9 protein-coding genes are annotated in these 19,793 nt (G+C 71.8%); 2 read left to right on the forward strand and 7 right to left on the reverse strand.

Features of this window, described 5'->3' with window-relative positions; all coding sequences use genetic code 11:
- Positions 1-333: 333 nt before the first annotated feature.
- The 3 genes from ABT297_RS16920 to ABT297_RS16930 form a co-directional block, all read right to left on the reverse strand.
- Positions 334-804, reverse strand: a complete 471-nt coding sequence (locus ABT297_RS16920) for a hypothetical protein (RefSeq protein ID WP_350549911.1) — start codon at positions 802-804, stop codon at positions 334-336.
- Entirely contained in the window at positions 801-6,572 is a 5,772-nt protein-coding gene (locus tag ABT297_RS16925) for a ThuA domain-containing protein (RefSeq protein ID WP_350549914.1), read from the reverse strand. Before ABT297_RS16925 ends, ABT297_RS16920 begins: the two co-directional genes overlap by 4 nt.
- A gap of 263 nt (positions 6,573-6,835) precedes the next feature.
- Positions 6,836-8,167 (reverse strand): RICIN domain-containing protein, encoded by a 1,332-nt coding sequence (locus tag ABT297_RS16930; RefSeq protein ID WP_350549917.1) that lies wholly within the window; start codon positions 8,165-8,167, stop codon positions 6,836-6,838.
- 159 nt (positions 8,168-8,326) lie between these two features.
- On the opposite strand from ABT297_RS16930, the gene ABT297_RS16935 reads away from it, so the two are divergent.
- The gene (locus ABT297_RS16935) at positions 8,327-12,238 is read left to right on the forward strand and encodes a wHTH domain-containing protein (protein ID WP_350549919.1); all 3,912 of its coding nucleotides are present in this window, start codon (positions 8,327-8,329) and stop codon (positions 12,236-12,238) included.
- Between the two features lie 279 nt (positions 12,239-12,517).
- On the opposite strand, the gene ABT297_RS16940 is transcribed toward ABT297_RS16935, so the two are convergent.
- Positions 12,518-13,447, reverse strand: coding sequence for a TIGR03557 family F420-dependent LLM class oxidoreductase (locus ABT297_RS16940; protein WP_350549922.1), 930 nt, complete (start codon positions 13,445-13,447; stop codon positions 12,518-12,520).
- A 74-nt stretch (positions 13,448-13,521) separates the two neighbouring features.
- Here ABT297_RS16940 and ABT297_RS16945 point away from each other — a divergent pair, with 74 nt between their 5' ends.
- Positions 13,522-14,892, forward strand: a complete 1,371-nt coding sequence (locus ABT297_RS16945; RefSeq protein WP_350549923.1) for an MFS transporter — start codon at positions 13,522-13,524, stop codon at positions 14,890-14,892.
- Between the two features lie 247 nt (positions 14,893-15,139).
- On the opposite strand, the gene ABT297_RS16950 is transcribed toward ABT297_RS16945, so the two are convergent.
- The 3 genes from ABT297_RS16950 to ABT297_RS16960 form a co-directional block, all read right to left on the reverse strand.
- The gene (locus ABT297_RS16950) at positions 15,140-17,017 is read right to left on the reverse strand and encodes a sigma-70 family RNA polymerase sigma factor (RefSeq protein WP_350549925.1); all 1,878 of its coding nucleotides are present in this window, start codon (positions 17,015-17,017) and stop codon (positions 15,140-15,142) included.
- A 66-nt stretch (positions 17,018-17,083) separates the two neighbouring features.
- Entirely contained in the window at positions 17,084-18,790 is a 1,707-nt protein-coding gene (locus ABT297_RS16955; RefSeq protein WP_350549927.1) for a M16 family metallopeptidase, read from the reverse strand.
- A complete protein-coding gene (locus ABT297_RS16960; RefSeq protein ID WP_350549930.1) occupies positions 18,787-19,710 on the reverse strand; it encodes a hypothetical protein in 924 nt (307 codons plus the stop codon). The genes ABT297_RS16955 and ABT297_RS16960 overlap by 4 nt, the downstream gene beginning before the upstream one ends.
- Positions 19,711-19,793: the final 83 nt, after the last annotated feature.

Raw genomic sequence — 19,793 nt, forward strand, 5'->3', positions numbered from 1 at the left:
GTGTCGCTACAGAGTAGTCGTCGTCAACGAGGCCGGTCATCCCATCGAACGGTGACTATCAGCCGAAGCTGCGTACACGAATAGTCACGACCATGCAAGAAAGCCCCGCTCATCGGCGCGTCGCGCGGTGCGTCGCGGTCGCACTCCGTGGCGATCATGAGGAATATGTCGACGACTTGTCATCACATCGTGATCGGACGGGAATTTCGGTGTACGCCCGCCGGGGGATCGCCATCGTCCGCGCCGTGTGCTTGGACGGTAGCGGCCCGAAAACGTGGTGAGGGCGACCACCATCTCGGTGGTCGCCCTCAGCTCGGTGGTGACGCCGGCCCTTCAGGAGCGGCGCAGCCGGACCACCGCGACCGCGGTGAACCCGGCCGCGACGGCGAGCGCCGCCAGCCCCCATAGCCAGAGGCGGGACGACGGCTCGGACGGCGGTGGCGGCGCGGCCCGCGCCGCCGGCGACGGCGGGCTCTGCGCCGGCCGGGCCTCGACCACCGCCTCGGCCCGCACGGAGTCCGGCGCGGTGACCACGACCGTCCAGTGACCCGGCGAGAGCACCGGGCCGGAGGAGTAGAAGCCGCGACCCTCGTCGGCCGGGTTGAGCTGGATCGGCCCGACCGTCCGGCCGCCCTCAGCCGTTGCGGTGAGGACGAGCCGGACGACCGTCTCGGTGGGGCGGCCGTCCGCGCCGAACGCGCGGACGGTCACCCCTGTCGCACCGTCCCCCGCGACCTCCAGTTGGAGGCCGCCGGAGACCGGCGCGAGCAGGCCGAGCACCATCAGGAGGGATAGAACCCTCACAGTTTGCCGTTCTTCTTCAACCGGCTCGGGTCCTCATCGACCCGTCCCGTGCCCTGCAGCGACTTGCCGTTGTTGGCCTTGACGCCGGCCTGGTCGGGCGGCGTGCCGCCCAGCCGGATCGTCATCGCGTCGGCGTCACGGATCAGTGCGCTGCGGATCTCGGCCTCGGGCACCAGGGCCGGCGTGATGAGCGCGCGGAAGGCCGCGAGCTCCTTGAGGGCCTTGGCGTCGTTGCCCTTCGCCTCGAACTTGCGGACCGTGGCGAGAGAGTCCGAGAGCTGGTTGTACGCCTTGTTCGTCAGCCGGCTGGTCGCCTTGAACCGGTCGAGCAGGTTCTGCATGTCCCGGAGCGAGGTGGTGACGAAGAACGTGACCGTGGTGGTGGTCGCGTTCCCGGCGTTGTCGGTGCCGGTGACGCTCAGCTGGTGCATACCGAGGTTGAGCTGGTACATCGCCTGCAGGGTGCCGGTCTGGTAGGCGCCGCCATCGAGCGAGCCGACGACCGACTTCATCCCGGACGTGGCGTCGATCGCCTGCCACGTGACCCGGACGTCCTGGCTGTCGCCGTACAGCTGCCCGTCGGCGAGGCCGGCCACGATGACGGTCGGCGCGGTCCCGTCGATCTTCAGGATGGCCGACTTGAGCGTCTCCACGTTGCCGGCCGCGTCGGTCGCCTTGTAGAGCAGCTCGTGCTGGCCATCGCCGGTCACGTTGACCGGCGCGGTGTACGGCGTCCAGGCGCCGCCGTCGAGCGACCACTGGATTCCTGCGACACCGGAGCCCGAGTCGGTCGCGGCGAGCGCGACCGGCGTGGCGCCCTTGTGCCAGCCCGCGTCGGTGGCCGGCGCGAACGTGGCGGTGGTGACCGGCGCGGTCGCGTCGATCTTCACCTCCTGGACCTTCGCCTCGGACGTGTTGCCCGCCTTGTCCGACGCGCGGTACCGGACCTGGTGCGTGCCGTCCCCGCTGAGCGGGATCGGCTCGGTGTAGGTGCTCCAGGTCGTGGCCGAGTCCACCTGGTACTCCACCTTGTCGACGCCCGAACCGGCGTCGGTGGCCGCCAGCGTGACGGTGACCGGGCCGTTGTAGAAGCCACCGGCCTGCGTGCCCTGAACGGTCGCGGTCGCCACCGGCGGTGTCGTGTCCACGGCCCCCGTCGTCAGGCGGAAGTAGTCGAACGAGGCCGGCTTCGACGCGGTCTGGCCCGCGCCGAGGGTGTAGACGCCCACCTTGGCGTTGGTACCGACCGCCGCGTTGGTGAGCGTGCCGACCGTCGTCCAGGTGGTGCCGTCCGCGGAGTAGCTGCCGGTGTAGGCGTTACCCACCTTGGCGATGCGGAAGTACCACACGCCCGAGGTCAGGTTGTTCACGTTCGGCTGCGGATTCTGCACCGCGGCGCCGATCTCGCTGCGCAACTCGATCCGCCGCACCAGCGCCTGGCCGGCCTGGTTGTCGGCGACGTAGTCGATCTTGACGTAGTTGTCGTCGTCGACGTACACGATCAGGCCGCCCTGCTGGTACTGCTCGTTGAACGCCGAGCCGTCCACCTTGGTCTCGATGGTGAAGTCGCCGTTCGGAGCCTTTTGCAGGATGAAGTTCTTCGGACCGGTGTTACCGGTGCCATAGATGTCGCCGTTCGGGACATCGATCTGCAGGGCGCCGTTCAGCATGCGGTACCCGGTCGGGTCCTCCCGCACGATCGCGTTCCACCGGCAGTGGTCCAGTGTGGACGAATTGAACTCGTCGCTCGGGTCCACATTGGCCGGTGGGGTGTCGGGCGAGATCTGGAACCAGTCGAACAGCGCGTCCACGACCGGCGCCGTGGTGCCGCCGTTGAGCGCGAACAGGCCGACCCGCGGGTTGGTGATGCCGGCCAGCGCCGCGGCCCGCCCGACCGGGACGAACGTGGTGCCGTCGGTGGAGTACGCCGCGGTCAGGTTCGTGCCGTCGGAGATGAGCCGGACGTAGTACGTGTCCCCCGGCTGCGCGTTGATCGCGTCGGCGGCCTCGTTGCGCGGGGTGCCGGCGCTCTCGCGGATGAACTCGATCTTCCGCGAGCCGGAGTACAGCAGGTCCACCTTGGCGTAGTTGTCGTCGTCGCCGTAGAGGATCAGGCCGGCCTGCTGGTAGTTCACCGCCGCCGGGAGGGTCACCTTCGCGGTGGCCTGCCAGGCGCCGGTCGGGGCGGGCTGCAGCACGAGGTTGGTCGCGCCGTTGGTGCCGCCGTACAGGTCACCCGAGGCGGTCGGCAGGCGCAGCGCGCCGCCGCTCACCGAGAGCGCCTGCGTCTCCCGCACGACCGTCCACCTCGTACGGTCCAGTTCGGACCCGAGGAAGTCGTCCGAGCGGGTGCCGAAGCACTGGGTGTTGGGCGCTTCGGCCCGCACCGCCACCGTCGCGGTTCCCTTGGCGCCGCGCGCGTCGGTGACCGTGAGCGTCGCCGTGAAGTTGCCCGGCGCGGTGTACGTGTGCGTGGCGTTCGCCGTCGCCGCGGTGCCGCCGTCGCCGAAGTCCCAGGCGTAGGTGAGCGGGTTGTCGCCGTCGGGGTCGGTCGCCGAGCCGGTGAAGGAGACCGTGAACGGCGTCGTGCCGCTCGCCGGGCTGGCGGTCGCCGTCACGACCGGCGGCGCGTTGTCGGTCACGCCGCGGCCGAGGAAGTCGATCCAGTTGATGTTGTACCCCGCACCCGTGCCGGTGGCGATGAAGAACAGCTCACCGGTTGTGGTGCTCGCGGAGATGGGCACGTTCAGGTTGACGTACGTCTGCCACCCGCCGGTGCCGGGCACCGCGACCGAGCCGACGATCGGCCCGTCGAGCGATCCGGTCCGGATCTGGATCGTGCCGCCGCTGGCGTTGTTGCTCGCGGCCCGGATCCGCAGGCTGTCGATCCCGGTGAGGTTCACCGGCTTGAAGGAGAACCAGTCGCCCTCCTCGACGAACCCGATGTTCTGGAAGCCGCCCTGCGGGTCGCCCGTGGTCTCCCGCTGCACGCCGGGGGTGCCGCCCGAGTTGACGCCGGGGACCCGCCCGGTCGCCGTGAAGTACTCGGCCTGCATGCGCTTGGGCTGCAGCCTGATCAGCGAACGCCCGGTCAGCGGCGCCGCTCCGCCCGGCCCGCCACGGTCCACATAGGACGCCTCGATCACGGCGAAGACGTTGGCCTCCGCGCCGTGGCCGCTGGCCAGCGAGGTCTGCACGGTGCCGGAGCAGCCGGTGTACTGCTCGAGCGGGTGGGCGTGCTCGTCGTGCCCGAGCAGGTACTGCACCTGGACCTTCGAGCAGTCGATCTGCCCGTCCTCGGGGTCGCTGACCTCGACGGTGAACTTGACCTGGTCGCCCCACTCGTAGAAGCCACCGTCCGGCGGCAGCGTGATCTTCACCGTCGGCGCCGTGTTGCCCACCGTGATCGGCACGTTCGCGGTCCCGGTGCGCCCGCCGGTGTCGGTGACGGTCAGCTGGGCGGTGAAGTTGCCGTTGCTGGTGTAGGTGTGCGCCGGGTTGGCCTCCGTGGAGGTGCCGCCGTCGCCGAACGTCCAGGCATACGTGATCGTCTGCCCGTCCGGGTCGCGCGAGCCCTGGCTGGAGAACTGCACGGTCAGCGGCGCGACGCCGCTCGTCGGCTGGGCGGCCGCCTGCGCGATGGGGGCGCGGTTGCCGGCCACGTAGTCGATCCGGTACACACCGGAGTCGCTGTTGTTGCCGCCGAAGCCGGTGCCCCACTCGATGATGTACAGCGCGCCGTCCGGGCCGAACTCCATGTCCATGGGCCGGATGACCTTCATGCCGGCCAGCAGCTGGTTGATGTCCACAAGGGACTTACCGTCGGCCGAGACCTGCATCGTGTACAGCTTGTTCTGGTTCCACTCGCCGAAGATGGCCTTGCCGTCGTAGTACGCCGGCCACTTGTTTTCCGCGGTGTTGTTCGCGTCGTAGCGGTACACCGGGCCGCCCATCGGCGCGCCGCCGCCCCCGATCTCGGGGAACTTCGCGTTACCGGCGTAGTTGTAGTCGACGGTCGCCGCGATGGCCGGTGGCAGGTTGGTCAGGCCGGTGTTGTTGGGCGAGTTGTTGACGGGCGCGGCGCAGTTGAACGCGGGGCCCGCCGGGCCGGACGGGAACGTGTAGGCCCGGTACGGCACGTTCGCGCCGGTGCAGTACGGCCAGCCGTAGTTGCCGGGCTGAGCGACGATGTTCCACTCGACGGTGTTGCCGGGCCCGCGGTTGGGGTCGGCCTGCGGTGCGTCGGGCCCGTAGTCACCCACGTACACGATGTCGGTCAGCGGGTCGACACCGATGCGGAACGGGTTGCGGAAGCCCATCGCGTAGATCTCGGGCCGGGTCTTGGCCGTGCCCGCGGAGAACAGGTTGCCGGCCGGGACCGTGTACGTCCCGTCGGCCTGCGGCGTGATCCGCAGGAGCTTGCCGCGCAGGTCGTTGGTGTTCGCCGACGTGCGCTGGGCGTCGAAGTCCTGGCGCCCCGCCCGCTCGTCCAGCGGCGAGTAGCCGCTCGACTCGAACGGGTTGCTGTTGTCGCCGGTGGCCAGGAACAGATTGCCGTGGCTGTCGAACGTCATCGAGCCGCCCTCGTGGCAGCAGGTGTTGCGCTGCGTGGTCACCACGAGCACCTGCTTCTCGCTGGCGGGGTCGATCGTGTCGCCGGTGACGGTGAAGCGGCCCAGGATGTTGCGCGGCGGGCCGGCCGCCGGGCTGTAGTACAGGTACACCCAGTGGTTCTGCGCGAAGTTCGGGTCGAGCGTGATGCCCAGCATCCCGTCCTCGTTGCCGGTGAACACCGGGATCGTGACGGCGGTGACCGTCTTGTGTGTGTCCGGCTTGACGATCTGCACGCGCCCGTCACGCTCGATGTAGAACACGCGCCCGTCGGGGGCGACGGCGAGCTCCATCGGGTTGTTGGTGTTGCTGTCCAGCGTGACCTTCTCGAAGCTGCTGGTCAGCGAGGCGCTGCAGTCGGACTTGACCACGCCGGCGGCGGTCTGGATGCCGCCGAGCAGGTGGCTCAGGAACTGCGGGTCGGTGTACGACTCCTGGGTGTGGCCGGCGCCGGTGTACCAGGAGCGGCCGCCGTCGTAGTCGCGGCACCACGCGAACGGGTGATCCGCGCCCATCGCGCCCGTGCCCGGGGTGTAGCTGGTCTCGTCCACGCTGGCCAGGACGTGCACCTTGCCCCGCGGGTTGGTGCGGTAGTTGTACCACTCGTCGTACCGGCTCCACCGCGCCGGAAGGTCCTTCGTGGACGGGTGCGCGGGGTCCTCGACCTTGATGGTGGCCTGCTGGTTCGACGGGTGGCTGTTGAACCAGGCGCCGACGAGCTCGCCGTACCAGGGCCAGTCGTACTCGGTGTCGGACGCGGCGTGCACGCCCGCGTAGCCGCCGCCGCGCTTGATGTAGCGCTCGAAGGCCCCTTGCTGTTCGGCGTTGAGCACGTCCCCGGTCGTGGACAGCCAGACGACGACCTCGTACTTGGCGAGGTTCGCGTCGGTGAAGAACGCCGAGTCCTCGGTGGTGTCGACGGTGAAGTTGTTGGCGACGCCGAGCGCCTTGATGGCGGCGATCCCGGCCGGGATCGAGTCGTGCCGGAACCCGGCGGTCTTGGAGAACACCAGGACGTCGAACGGCCCCGCGGCGGCGTTGGCCTGCGGGACCTGCTGTGCGGGCGGGGGTGCCTGGACGGGGGCCGCGTTCGCCGTGGAGGGCAGCGAGACGGCGGCCCCGGCGACGAGCGGCAGGATTGCAGCAATGATCGGCACGCGTGATGCGCGCCTTCGTACGTTGAACACGGAGCTCCTTGTGCGGGGCTTCGCGCAACGGTCGCCGATACCGCTGAGCTGGTTCGGTGGAGCGGGGGGTGCGATGGTGCGGCGGAACGCGGCCAGAAGCGCCCCGCCGAGGGCGCCACCCGACCGCCGGGGTGGTTCGTTGCGATACCTTACAAACTAGCGAGCAAGCGCTTCGTACGGAAGACGGCTGGGCGGCTTGCCCAATTAAGCGCCTTGTGTCGCGCGGGGCGAGGTCAGCCGAGGGTCCAGATCTGGCTGTCGGCGGCCCTACAGTCCCAGATGACCAGCGGGGTGCCCGCGCCCGTGCCGGCGTTGGCGTCCAGGCAACGGCGGGAGTTCGGGTTCTCCCAGGTGTTGTTCGCGTGGCGGACCCACTTCTGGGCCGGGGTGCCGTTGCAGCCGTAGGCCCACACCGCGTTGCCGTTGCCGGTGCCCGCGCTCTGCACGTCCATGCACAGGCCGTTGTCCGTGACCAGGAATGCGCCCGTGGCGGGGTTGCCCTGGACGCGCCAGCGCTGGTTGTCCGCGCGGGCGTCGCAGTTTTCCAGCACGATCACGTTGCGCTGGCCAGAGCGGTACGCGACGCACTTCTGCGACTGCTTGCCCAGCATCCGGCCCGGGATCGGCTGGACGACCGACGGCGGGGCGGAGCTCGACGACGCCGGGACCGAACTGGGCGCGGAGGCGCTGCGTGAGGCGGCCGGCGAACCGGTGCGGGAGCGCGACGGCGTCGGCGACGGGGTCGGCGTGGTGGAGGCGCTCGGCGACGGGTCGGCGCCGCCCGCGGCCGGCGCAGGGGTCTCCGGCATGGTCACGCCTGGCAGCGTCGGCGGCAGGCCGTTGTTGTGCGAGCCGCCCGAGTCGCCGCTGCTGATCCACTGGAAGGCGACGGCGCCGGTGATGAGCAGGATCAGCACGGCGACCGCCAACGCGCCGACCGGGTATCGGCGCCACGGGGCGACGCGCCGGCGGGTGCCGAGGTAGTCGTCGGCGTCCTCGGGGTCCTCCTCGGCGACGATCGCGAACGCCGGGGGTGCGTAGTCGGCGAGCGTCGGCGAGTCGTCCGCCGGCACGGTGTGGAGGGGCATGAGCTCGCCCTCGACCGTCTCGACCTCTTCGGGCGTCTCAGGATCGGCTTCGATGGCGGCGGGAGCAGAGGAGACGGCGGCGGGAGAAGCGATGTCAGCGGAAGCCGGGAGGAGGTCGGGGTCGTTCGTCACGCCGGGCAGCGACACGATGAACTCGAGGGGCTGCGACACCGCCGCGTCGGCGAAGGCGTCCATGCGGACCTCGCCGGGCAGGCTCGCGACCGTCGCCGAATCGGGCACATCCAGGTCGTCGGCCCGCACCTCCGGGATCGACGCGGTGGCGACCGCCGTCGGGCCGTCGGGGCGGCGCTGGTGCGGGATCGCGGGGATCGCCGGCTTCGCCGGGATGAAGGGCTCAGGGAGGACCGGTGCCGCCGCCGACGCCGTGTGCGGCACGCGATGGCGCACGCGCGAGGAGGCGTCGTGCGGCAAACCGCCCGCTTCGCCCGCGTCTTTCCCGTCTTCAGCGACGGACATGCGGCTAACCCCCTCCACCTGGCCAGTACCGCCCGGAGCACCGTAGCTCGCGCCGACGACGAGCGCGACCGGCCATAAGTCCGATGCGCGTCACATTCTGGACCGCCGCGGTGCGGTATTGGGCGCAGCGCGTTGCGGTCGGCCGGTAAGTTCTCCCGCATGGTGCCAGAAGGCTGGGAAACGATCGCCGCGCAGCATACGGTGTGGGGCCGCGTCGAGGACTCGACGACGTACCGTGCTCGAGCCGTCGCGCTGGCCGGAGCGCTCGCCGAGGCGCGCCGCCGTTCGGCCGGCCCGCTGGGCGACGACCCGTGGCAGGACGACGACTTCGGCGCCCGCATGTCGCGGCAGGTGGCGCGCCTGGTCGGCCTACTCCCGCCGGATGAGAGGCTCACCGGCGAGGAGGCGCTGCGGCTCGTCGTGGTACCGCTGCTGCACGACGCCCTCTGGGCGGGCCTGGCGGCGCAGGAGCGCGGGGTCGAGCCGGGCGACCTGGAGCCCTCGCAGGACGCGACGAGCGACCGGGCCGCGTTCGAGCGGTTCAGCCAGACCTACGCCCAGCCGCACCGGCGTGCGCTGGCGGCGATCCGGGCCGGGCGCCGCGAGACGGCCGCCGAGCTGGGCTGGTGGCTGCTGCACCGCTGGATCGGGCGGCGCCCGCAGGCCTACCAGCCCGCCACCATCGCGGCCCTGACCGGCTGGGCGGATACAACCGGCCGTGAGGACGTGCGCACGGCCGAGACGCTGCGCGCGATCCGGGCCGACCCGGCGTTCCTCAACCGGCACGACCGGCCCGAGTCGCTGCTGTCGCAGCGCGGCGAGGTGCGGGAGCGGCTGGTCGCGTTCCTGCTCGCCATCGCGCGGGGCCTGGCGATCGAGGTCACGGTGCTGCCCGAGGTCATCGGCGAGCACCTGGGCATCGGCGACCCGGTCACCGCCGGGCAGGTGCTGGACACGGTGCGCAACGGGCACTGGGAGCCGCGCGGGGCCACGCTGGTGCTCAGCGCCGCGTGCGCGCATCCGTCGATCGAGGTCGCGCTGCGTGCGCACATCGACACGCTCAACCAGCTGCTGGCCGAGGCGCAGCGCGCCGCCGCGCGGGACGACTCGCTGCTGCCGCTGCGGCAGCTGCCCAACCGCGCCGCGACCGACGACGTCGGGCCGCTGATGCGCGACGGCGTCCCGGCGTACCAGTCGGCCGGCGTGCGCTTCCGGCTCGCCGAGGACCGGGTGCGCGAACTGCTCATGGGCGAGCAGCTGTACGGCGACCCCGCGCTCGCCATCCGCGAGCTGTACCAGAACGCGCTGGACGCCTGCCGTTACCGCGAGGCGCGCACCGAGTACCTCACCCGCGCGCAGGACGGCCGGCTGCCGGCCCCGGCGACGTGGAACGGGAAGATCCGGTTCGTGCAGGGCGTCGACGAGCACGGCCGAGGGTTCCTCGACTGCGGCGACAACGGCGTCGGCATGGGCGTGCGCGAGCTGAGCGAGGTGTTCTCGCAGGCCGGCGTGCGCCTGGCCGACCTGCCGGAGTTCCTTGAGGAGCAGGCCGAGTGGGCCCGGCTGGACCCGCCGGTGCAGTTGTTCCCCAACAGCCGCTTCGGCATCGGCGTGCTCAGCTACTTCATGCTCGCCGACGAGCTCACCGTGGAGACCTGCCGGATGGGCCGCGACGGCCAGGCCGGCGAGCGGCTGCGGGTGTCGATAGCGGGCCCGGGCAGCCTGTTCCGCATCCAGGACCTCGGGCCGGGCACCGAGACGGGCACGACGGTCCGGCTGCACCTGCGCGACGGCGTCACCGTCAGCTCGGTCGAGGAACTGCGCAAGCTGCTGTGGGTCGCCGAGTTCACGACAGAGGCGACCGACGGCGTGCAGAGCCAGCACTGGACGCCCGGCGAGCTGTCCGCCGCCGCGAGCGCCGTCCAGGACGAGGACGAGGACGAGGACGAGGAGGGCGTCGGCCCGGGCGTCGTGGCGGCCGAGGGCTCGCGGGTGTGGTGGTGCCCGGGCAACGGTGCGCTGCTGGCCGACGGGCTCTACGCCGGCAAGGAGATCTTCGGCGCGGTGATCAACCTCAACCGCGACCTGGCGCCGCGCCTGTCCGTCGATCGGACCAAGATTCTGGCGTACCGTGAGGACGACGTCGACCGCCTGCTCTGGGAAGCCGTCCCCGCGCTCACCGCGCCGGGCACGACCCTGCTCGGCTACGACTGGCTGTGCCGGCTCGCCCCGGTGCGCCCGCTGGTCGCCGACCTGATCTTCGAGCAGGCGATCGAGCACGGGCACGGTAAGTGGGAGATGGACGGCGAGACCGTCGACGCCGCGGTCACCGGCTGCTTCGTGGCCAACGACGGGCCGGTCGGCGGGCCGGACGAGCTGGTCGAGTGGCGGCTCACGGCGCTGGCCGCGGGCGGGCGGTATCGCAAGGTGCTCAAGCCGGGGCCCGACTGGAAGCGGGCGCTACGGTCCCGCCCGTCCGACGCGCTGCTGCTCAGCGTCGACGTCGACGGCACCGGGCCGTGGCTCGACACGGTCGACATCGTCCCGCTGGTACACCTGGTCCGCGCCGCCCGCAAGACCGGCCGCTCGGCCCCCGAGGTCGCGGCGCGGCTGGAGACGCTGGGCTTCTCGCCCTCGGTCGGCGCCGAGACGGTGGGCGTGGACCCCGACGACCTGGTCTTCACCAGCCGCGACGTGGACGGCACCCGGCCGTGGCTGCAGCCCGACCAGCCCATACACCTCGTGCACCTGCTCCGGGCGGCGCACAAGTCCGGGCGGACCGTGCACCAGGTGGTGGCCCGGCTTCGGCAGCTCGGCTTCGATGTGGACGTCGACATCGACGTGCTGCCACTGGAGCAGTTCGGGCCGAAGGACCTCACCATCGCCAGCCGCGACCTCGACGGCTCCCACCCGTGGCTCGACCCGCGCGAGCCGGTGACGCTGCTGCACCTGCTGCGCGCCGCGCACAAGGTCGCGCTGCCCGCCGACGAGACCGCGGCCCGCCTGGCGCTGCTCGGCTACCAGCTCGACAGCGGCTGGGAGACGCTGGTCACCGAGCCGGACGACCTGGCGATCATCTCGCGCGACCTGGACAGCACCTCGCCGTGGCTGGACCTGAGCGAGGAGGTGGCGCCGGTGCACGTGCTGCGCGCGGCCGAGCGCACCTCGCGGCCGGTCGCCGAGGTGGTGGCCCGGCTGCGCTCGTTCGGCTTCCGGCTCGGCGGAAACCTCGACGCGATCGAGGTGGTCAAGCTCGAACCCGAGGACCTGCAACTGGCCAGCCGCGACCTCGACGGTTCGCAGCCCTGGCTGGACTCGGCGCGGCCGGTGCCGCTGATCCACCTGCTGCGGGCCGCCGAGTCCACCGGCCGCGAGGTCCGAGACGTGGCGGCACGGCTGTCGGCGTGCGGCTATCGGGTCGACATCGACCCGGATGCCATCCTCATCGACCATCTGGAGCCCGACGACCTCACCATCACCAGCGAGGACCTGGACGGGTCGGACCCGTGGCTCGACCCGATGAAGCCGGTGCCGACGATCCGCATCCTGCGGGCCGCCCAGCGGACCCGGCGAAGCGTGCACGACATCGCCGCGCGGCTGACCTTCCTCGGCTACGCGGTCAGCCTGCACGGCGCCGGCCCGTCGCTAGACCAGGTGGAGCCCGACGACCTGCTCATCACCAGCCGTGACCTGGACGGCTCGCAGCCCTGGCTGGACCTCGATGAGCAGGTGCCGCTGCCGCACCTGCTGCAGGCCGCCCGGCGGGTGCGCCGGCCGGTGCACGAGATCGCGGCCCGGCTGGAGACGCTGGGGTACACCGTCGACGTCGACCTCAGCACCATCGCGGTCGACGCGGTGAAGCCCAACGACCTGCTCCTGGCCAGCACCGACCTGGACGGCTCCCGCCCGTGGCTCGACGCCTCCCAGCCGGTGCCGCTCAACCACCTGCTGGCCGCAGCGCAAAAGATCCGCAAGCCGATCGAGGAGGTCAGCACCCGCCTGCGCGCACTGGGCTACTCCGTCCCAGACGTAGACACCCGCCTGCCAAGACTCCGCCCCGGCGGCGTCTAAAAGCAATAAGCCGCAACCAGGACGCAGGGGCGCGAAGCGAAGCGAAAGACAACCTGGCGTCCCCTGCGCCGAAGGCGCCACCAAAAAACCGCAACCAGGACGCAGGGGCGCGAAGCGCAACCAAGAAACCGCAACCAGGACGCAGGGGCGCGAAGCGCAACCAAGAAACCGCAACCAGGACGCAGGGGCGCGAAGCGCAACCAAAAGTGCGAGCGAAGCGAGCATGGGGGGTGTGGGGTGGGAACCCCCCACCGATGCTCGAGCGAAGCAAGAGCCAAGCTAGAAACAGCCCAGAAGCTCCGTCCGCGCCCACTCCAGGAACTCGGCCTGGTGCTCGCCGCCGATCTGCAGCAGGGCCACGTGCGTGCAGCCGGCGTCGACGAAGCGGCGTACGGCCTGCACGTGCTTTTCGACGTCCGGGCCGCAGGGGATCGCGGCCGCGACGTCGTCCTCGGTGACGAACGACGTGGCCGCGTCGAAGGCTCGCGGGTCGGGCAGCTCGGCCATCACCGGCCACTGCAGGCCGAACCAGCGGAACTCCGCCAGCGCCCGCTTGCGGCACTCGGCCTCGTCGCGGCCGTAGCAGAGCGCCACCTGCCCGTAGAAGGGCTTGTCGGGCCGTTTGAGTGACGGGTCGGGCTGCACGGCCACGACGCCGTCGGACATGTCGGCGATCCCCAGCGAATCGTCGCCCGAGACGGCGACGACGACCGGCACGCCCTCCTCCGGCACGTCCCACAGGCGCGCCTCGGGCACGTCGTAGTAGGAGCCCGAGTGGCGGACGGTCTCGCCGTTCAGCAGCGGTTCGATGATCTCCAGCGCCTCGGCGAGCATCTCGTGGCGCTGGCTGCGGTGCGGCCAGGCGCCGATGATGTGCTCGTTGAGGTTCTCGCCTGCGCCCAGGCCCAGGGTGAAGCGGCCCTGCGACATGACCCCGATCGTCGCCGCCTGCTGGGCCACCACCGCCGGGTGATACCGCCGGGTCGGGCAGGTCACCATCGTCATCAGGTCGATGTCGTGGGTCGCGTAGGCGGCCGCGCCGAGGACCGACCAGGCGAACGGGGAGTGCCCCTGCTCGCTCAGCCAGGGGTTGTAGTGGTCGGAGATCGCCGCGAAGTCGAACCCGGCCCCCTCGGCCCGCACGGCGTTGTCGACAAGCTCGGTCGGGCCGGCCTGCTCACACATCATCGTGTACCCGAAGTTCACCATGGGAATTCGGTACCCGCTGTGTCGTGGGTTACGCAGTTGTCGACCACTTGCAGCACATGGGTCAGAATATATCGATGTCCCCCTATTGGTCTGTGGTGCGGGACCGGGTCTTCGGCCGGGTGCTACCGGGCCTCGCGCTCTCCGCGCTCGGCGACGGGATGAGCGCGGTCGCGATCGGGTGGCTCGCGGTGCAATACGCGCCGCAGCACCAGCGGGGACTGTGGGTCGGGCTGGCCGTCGCCGCGTACACGCTGCCCGGGGCCGTCGGCGCGATCGCGCTGGCGCCGCTGCTGCGCGGGTGCGGCGGTGCGCACCTGGTGGCGCTCGACGCGGCGCTGCGCGCGGCATTCCTGGGCGCGGTACCGCTGCTGGCCGGCCTGGAGGCGCTCAACATCGGCGGATACGCGGCGCTGCTGGCCGGCTCCGCGCTGCTGGCCGCGTGGGGCTCGGCCGGACGGTACACGCTGGTGGCCCAGGTGCTGCCGACCGAGCTGCACCTACCCGCGAACGCGCTGCTCACGCTGCTCACCGAGGCCTCGACGGCGGCCGGACCGGTGCTCGCCGGGCTGCTCATCGCCTGGCTCGGGGCGCCGGCGGTGCTCGCCGTCGACGCGGCGACGTTCGCGGTGCTCGCGGCGTGCTTCGCGGCGGTCCGCACGCGGGCGCCGCTGCCGCGCCGGGAACGGCCCGCGGCCGGCCTCGCGACGATCCGCCACGACCGGGCGCTGCTCGGCCTGACCGTGCTGTCGTTCTGGTTCTTCCTGCTCTTCGGTCCGATCCCGGTGGCGGTGCCGCTGTTCGCGTCCTCCGCGCAGGAGGTCGGCCTGCTGTACACCGCCTTCGGCGTCGGCGCCGTGATCGGCGCGATCGCCATCGGAAACCTGCCCCGGCTACCCCTGTGGCCGGCCACGATCGGCTCGGTGATCGCGTTCGGGCTGCTGCTCACGCCGCTGGGGCTGGGCCTGCCGCGCTGGGCGGACATGCTGACGCTGGCGCTGGCCGGGCTCGCGTGGTCGCCGTACCCGGCCACGAGCGTGTCGCTGTTCCAGCGCGCGGTGACGGCCGAGCGGCTGCCGCCGGTGCTCGCCGCCCGCGGCGCGGTCCTGGTGCTCTCCACGCCGCTGGGCACGCTGATCGGCGCGCCGATGGTGCAGGCGGCCGGGCCGGGCAGCACGCTCGTGGCGTGCGGCGCGGCGACCACGGTGCTCGGCGCGGTCGCGCTCGTGGTCCGGCTGCGCTCGCGCGCCGATGGCGCACCCGGCGCCGCCCGCCGAGTGGGCCCGGTCGGGGCCGGTCAGGCCAAGTCGTTCAGTTCGGCCAGGACAATGCGACAGGCGCAGAGCCGCCGGGTGTACTCCCGCAGCGCCGCGATGGCCACGTCGATGTCCTCGGTCAGCACGTCCGGCAGGTCGACCAGCAGCCGCCGGCCGTCCACGGAGCCGTAGCCGCTGACCTCGAACGCGCCCTCCCGCACCCAGAGGTCCACGCCCAGGTCGACGGTGGTGCGGTCGTAACGCAGGACCACCCCGACGAGCACGAACGGCGCCTCGCCTGGGCCGATGCGGCCGATGAGCTCCCAATGCACCGATCCGTCCGTGACGGCGATCTGCTGGGCGTACCGCTGGAAATCCTCACAGGCCTCGTTGAGCGCACCGAGCAGTGCGGCGGCCCCGCCCGATCTCGCGTCCATGGTCATCCTCCTGCGGCTCGATAGGCGGCTCCCACCTGGGTCGGGGTGGTGCCGTTGCTGTAGAGGCCGGTGTCGCCGGGCTTGCTGGAGTAGAGCAGGAACCAGCTGTAGCGCTCGACGTAGGACAGGCCCTGCAGCATCGCCGTGGAGCTGTTGATGAACGCGACCTGCTGGTCCATCGACGGATAGACCGTGCCGTTGTCGAAGCGCATCAGCGCGTACTCGGTCAGCCAGATCGGCAGGTGGTAGCGGTTGTAGACGTTCTGAATGTAGGTCTTGAGCTGGTTGGTGGCGTTGGCGGAGAAGTCCCCGCCGTACCAGTGCAGGGCGATGAAGTCGACCCGGTAGCCGCGCTGCCGGATGCCGGTCATGAACTGGTCGAACCAGCCGCCCGGGGTGTCCGCGCCGTACGCGGGCGCGGGGCTGCCCAGCCGCATGCCGGTCGCCTGCAGCTGCGGCCACAGGTCGAGCACCTGTTGCGGGGTCATGTTCGACTGTTCCTTGAGGTCCGGCTCGTTGAAGGCGAGCAGCGTCTTGCCGTTCGCCTTCGCCTTGGCCAGATCGGCGGCGACGTTGCCACCGCCCCACACCATCGGCACGAACTCGACGCCGGAGACGTTCGCGACGGGGCTGGGCGACCAGTTGTAGAACCAGCCGGCCTGCACGTCGCGCAGCGCCGGGGCGTTGTTCGAGCCGAACTTGTCGTTGGTGCTGGCGCCCTTCTTGGCGCTCTTCGTCGCCGGCGGCAGCGCCGCGACCGTGGTCTTGGCGGGCGTGGGACTCGACGCGGCGCTCGGCGAGGCGCTCGGCGGGGTCGAATTCGGCGCCAGCACGCTCTGCGCCGGCATGCTCTCCGTCGGCACGCTCTCCGCCTGCGGCGGCGCTTGGTCGGGCGAGCCGGACGGCGCCGCCGCGGTGATCGCGGGCTGGCTCTCGCCCTGGGTGGCGATATACACCGCGCCGGCGGTGCCCGCGAGCACGACCGTCGCCGCGAGGCCGACCATCGCCGGCTTGGAGGCGGCGACCCAGCTGGCGAGCATCGCCTTGAACCCGCCGCCCTTGACGGTGGCGGCGGTGCCTGCGGACGCGCCGGTGAGCAGCGCGCCCGTGTTCGCCGCGGCGGCGGTGAACACGAACGGCACCGGGACCAACGCGACGCCGGCCAGCAGGCGCTCCGCGGCGATCATGTCGGTCCAGGCCCGGTCACACTGCCGGCAGTCGCGGGTGTGCCGCGCCAGCCGCTTGCGCCACAGCGCGGTGGGGCGCCCGTCCCAGCTGTGCAGGACGGCGCCGAACTCGGGGCAGCGGGGCCGGGCCGCGAGCGCCCGCACGACCGCCCGGGCCGCATCCAGCTGGGCCTTCATCCGCTGGATGCGCACGGCCGCGTGCTGGCGGGTCAGGTGCAGCGCCTCGACGACCTCGTCGCGGTCGAGCTGGCCGGCCGCCTCCAGCCACCACAGCGACAGCAGCTCGCGGTCGTCGTGGTCGAGCCAGCGGGTGGCCTCGGCGACCTCCTGGCGCTGGCCGGACAGGCGCAGCCGGGTGATCGCCAGGTCGGCGAAGTCGGCGCCGGGGTCGGCGGAGTCGGTCGGGTCGGCCCAGTCGCCGACCAGCGGCGCCTGCACCTGGCGGCGGTGCCGGTCGCGGACCTGGGACATGGCGATGGCCACCGCCCAGGAGCGGAAGCTCTCCGGCTCGCGCAGCCTCGGCAGCCCGTCGACGATGCGCAACATCGTCTCCTGGACGACATCGTCGACGTCCGCGTGCCCCTGCAGCGCACGCCCGACAATGTTGTAGATCAGCGGCAGATACTCGCCGACCAGGGCATCGAGTGCCCGTTGGTCGCCGGCCCTCGCCGCGATCACCGTGGCCGTGCTCATCAGCGCCTCCTGTAGAACCTATTGAGGAGACGTGGCTGCGCAGGGTCAATAACAGGTTCCCAGAAACTACTTTCGGTTACGGCGCCGCAGCAGCACGACGCCGACGACGGCCAGGCCGACGGCGAGCGCGTAGCCGACGATGTTGATCCCGAGCGTGGTCGCGTCGAGCGGCACGTCGTTGGCGGGGTCGCTGTTATCGGCTACAACCCAGGACCATAATCCGCTGCAGCACAGCGCGACCACGGAGAGCACCAGCGCGATCACGCCGCCGACGAGCAGCCCCGTGCGGTCGCCGGCCGGTCGCGCCGCCTTGGGTAGCGGCTTGCCGGTCGGGATCTGCCCGGGGTCGCGGGGCGGCTGCGGGACGGTCACCGGCGCGAGGGCCGCGTCAACCTGGGCCAGCACCTGCGGTGGGACGGGGAACACGGTCGGCTCGAGGCGGATCGTCAGGCTGTCGAAGCCGATGAGCTGGCGGCCGCCGTCCGGAAAGGCCAGCGCGACCGCGCACTGGTCGAACGGGATCGCCACCGGCGGGCGGCCCTCCTGGTCCAGTCCTACGCCGTGCGGCCCCACCACGACGCTGATCTTGCCGTCCTGGCGGGAACGGAAGCGCTGGCCCTCGATCGGGCGCTCCGACCACAGCGGTGCGGGCTCGAAGCCGGCCCACTCCGCGTCGCGTCCCCGCGGCGTCTGCAGCAGGCCGGTGCCGAGCATCTCCAGTGCCACGGGGTGCAGGTCGGCCACGGTCAGGGCGCGAAGCTCGGCTCGGATCTCGTCGAGCGATTCCAGCGCAGCGCCGACGAGCAGGTCGGCCGCTTGGCCGGGCAGCCGGGCGACCTCCACCATGGGCCCACGCATGGCGTCCTCCGCCTGCGCCTTGACGGCGTCGAGGTCGGCCGCCTCGATCCGGCCGGCGCGCATCTTGGCCAGCACGTCGATGAAGCCGCCGAGGACGGCGTCGTGCCGGTCCGGCACGGAGTCGGCGAACGCGGCGATCGTGGCCTGGCCGTCGCCGCGCGGATCGTAGGAGGCCGCGACGTTGTAGGAGTTGCCGTCCTCCTGGCGCAGGCCGCGGTACAGCTCCCGCTCCAGGACCCCGGCGAACGCCGAGGCGGCCCGGCCGCGCCGCACGATGCCGTCGTAGGCGACGTGCGTGCCCTCGCCGACGAAGTACGCCGGCGTGCCCCGAAGGGCCGAGCTCGGCGCCGGAACCGGCCGGCGCACCCCCTCCGGCAGCACGAGCTTCAGCGCCGCCGGGATCCGCTCGCCGGCGACCCAGAGCGCCGCGTTCTGCCGGGTGAACCAGGTCTGGACCCACCGCTGGAGGTCGTCGCGGGTGATACGGGGCAGCCCCAGCTCGTCGTAGGCCGGCAGCCCGTAGGTGCGGGCGCCGTACCGCCACAACGCCAGCGCCTCGGCGGCCCCGCCGCGCCGGCCGTTCTCCTCCGCCCGCAGCACCTGCCGCTCGGTCTCCAGCCGGTCCAGCGGCAGCGCCTGCAGCGCGGCGCAGACGCCGTTGAGGAACGCGACGATGTCCTCCTCGCCGCCCTGCATGTGGAAGGTGGTGACGATGGCACCGGTGCTGCCGTTGTAGTGGTAGTCGGTGAGCCCGTGCCCGTGCAGGACCAGGTGTTCGGCCAGGTGCGTGATACCACGCCCGGCCAGGGTCTCGTCCGCCTGCCCGACACGGAAGGTCAGGCCGGCGATCATCGGCCCGGCGTGCTCGACGAACAGCGCCGGGACGCCGTCCACCTCCGACCGCTGGATCGTCATGCCTTCGCCGCCTTCGCCCGCGCCGACCGGTACCCAGACCGCTCGTCGAAGAAGAAGTAGCCCCAGAACACGCCGGCACCGTGGTCGCCGGCCGCGTCGAAGTGCGGCCGGGCCGCGGCGCGGTCGCCCAAGAGGGTGTACGCCAGCGCGAAGTGGCTGTGCGCGGTCACCGCCCGGTAGCCGCCGGAGCGGAACGCGGGGTGGCGCACCGACCGGTTCGCCGCCTCCTCGATCTCCTCGCGGACGTCGGTCCGGCGCCAGTACACCGTGCGAGCGCCCTCCTCCAGGTGGAACGCGATCTCGAAGTGCGCCTCGACGATGGCCAGCGCGGCGAGCGAGCCTTCCGGGCCGGAGCGCAGGCATTCCAGGCCGAACGCGTGCACCTTCTCCACGCTGCCGCCCCATTTGGGGCAGAACTGCTGCACCATCCCGGCCTGCGCGTTGTACACGTGCGGCACGTGCCGGCTGAGCCGGTCGTAGCGTCGGCGCGCCTCGTTCTGCCCCAGCTCCAGCCCGCGGTTGGTCTTGATCCGCTGGGCCCACGCGGTGGAGTTCGCCGGATCCTCGGCGGTGACCTCGATGAGCACTCGCTCGGCCCGCCGCAGGTGGTCGTGGAACGCGGCGAACTGGGCGCGGTTGACGTACTGCGCCCGCAGCGCGGTCCGGGCCTCCCAGCCGGCCGCGACGAGCCGGGCGCTGTAGAGGGTCCGGGCCAACGGGCCGGGCTCGCGCTGCGCCGCCCGGCCGAGGAACTCCTCGGCGCCCTTGACATCGGCAACGACCCGAGCGGCGTACTCGTGGTCGTCGGGGTCGGTCAGGCCCTCGAACTGCCCGGCGATCGCCGGCCAGTCCTGCTGGAGCACCGCGCGGCGCAGCTCCCGCAATTCCGGGAACGGCTCGGCGAGGTCGATGTCGGTCACGACGCGAGAGCATAGGTGAAGCCTTTTCGCGACACTGCCCCCTTTTCGGCGCGTGAGCTGTGGCTGCTTGGGTGTCAGGGGGG

It is taken from the genome of Dactylosporangium sp. NPDC000555, assembly GCF_040300025.1.
Classification (GTDB): Bacteria; Actinomycetota; Actinomycetes; order Mycobacteriales; family Micromonosporaceae; genus Dactylosporangium.

Excerpts from the sequence above, each read along its gene's own strand:
- ABT297_RS16945 (WP_350549923.1), top strand. The coding sequence starts at position 13,522 with ATGTCCCCCTATTGGTCTGTGGTGCGGGACCGGGTCTTCGGCCGGGTG.
- ABT297_RS16940 (WP_350549922.1), bottom strand. The coding sequence starts at position 13,447 with ATGGTGAACTTCGGGTACACGATGATGTGTGAGCAGGCCGGCCCGACC.
- ABT297_RS16930 (WP_350549917.1), bottom strand. The coding sequence starts at position 8,167 with ATGTCCGTCGCTGAAGACGGGAAAGACGCGGGCGAAGCGGGCGGTTTG.
- ABT297_RS16955 (WP_350549927.1), bottom strand. The coding sequence starts at position 18,790 with ATGACGATCCAGCGGTCGGAGGTGGACGGCGTCCCGGCGCTGTTCGTC.
- ABT297_RS16935 (WP_350549919.1), top strand. The coding sequence starts at position 8,327 with ATGGTGCCAGAAGGCTGGGAAACGATCGCCGCGCAGCATACGGTGTGG.
- ABT297_RS16950 (WP_350549925.1), bottom strand. The coding sequence starts at position 17,017 with ATGAGCACGGCCACGGTGATCGCGGCGAGGGCCGGCGACCAACGGGCA.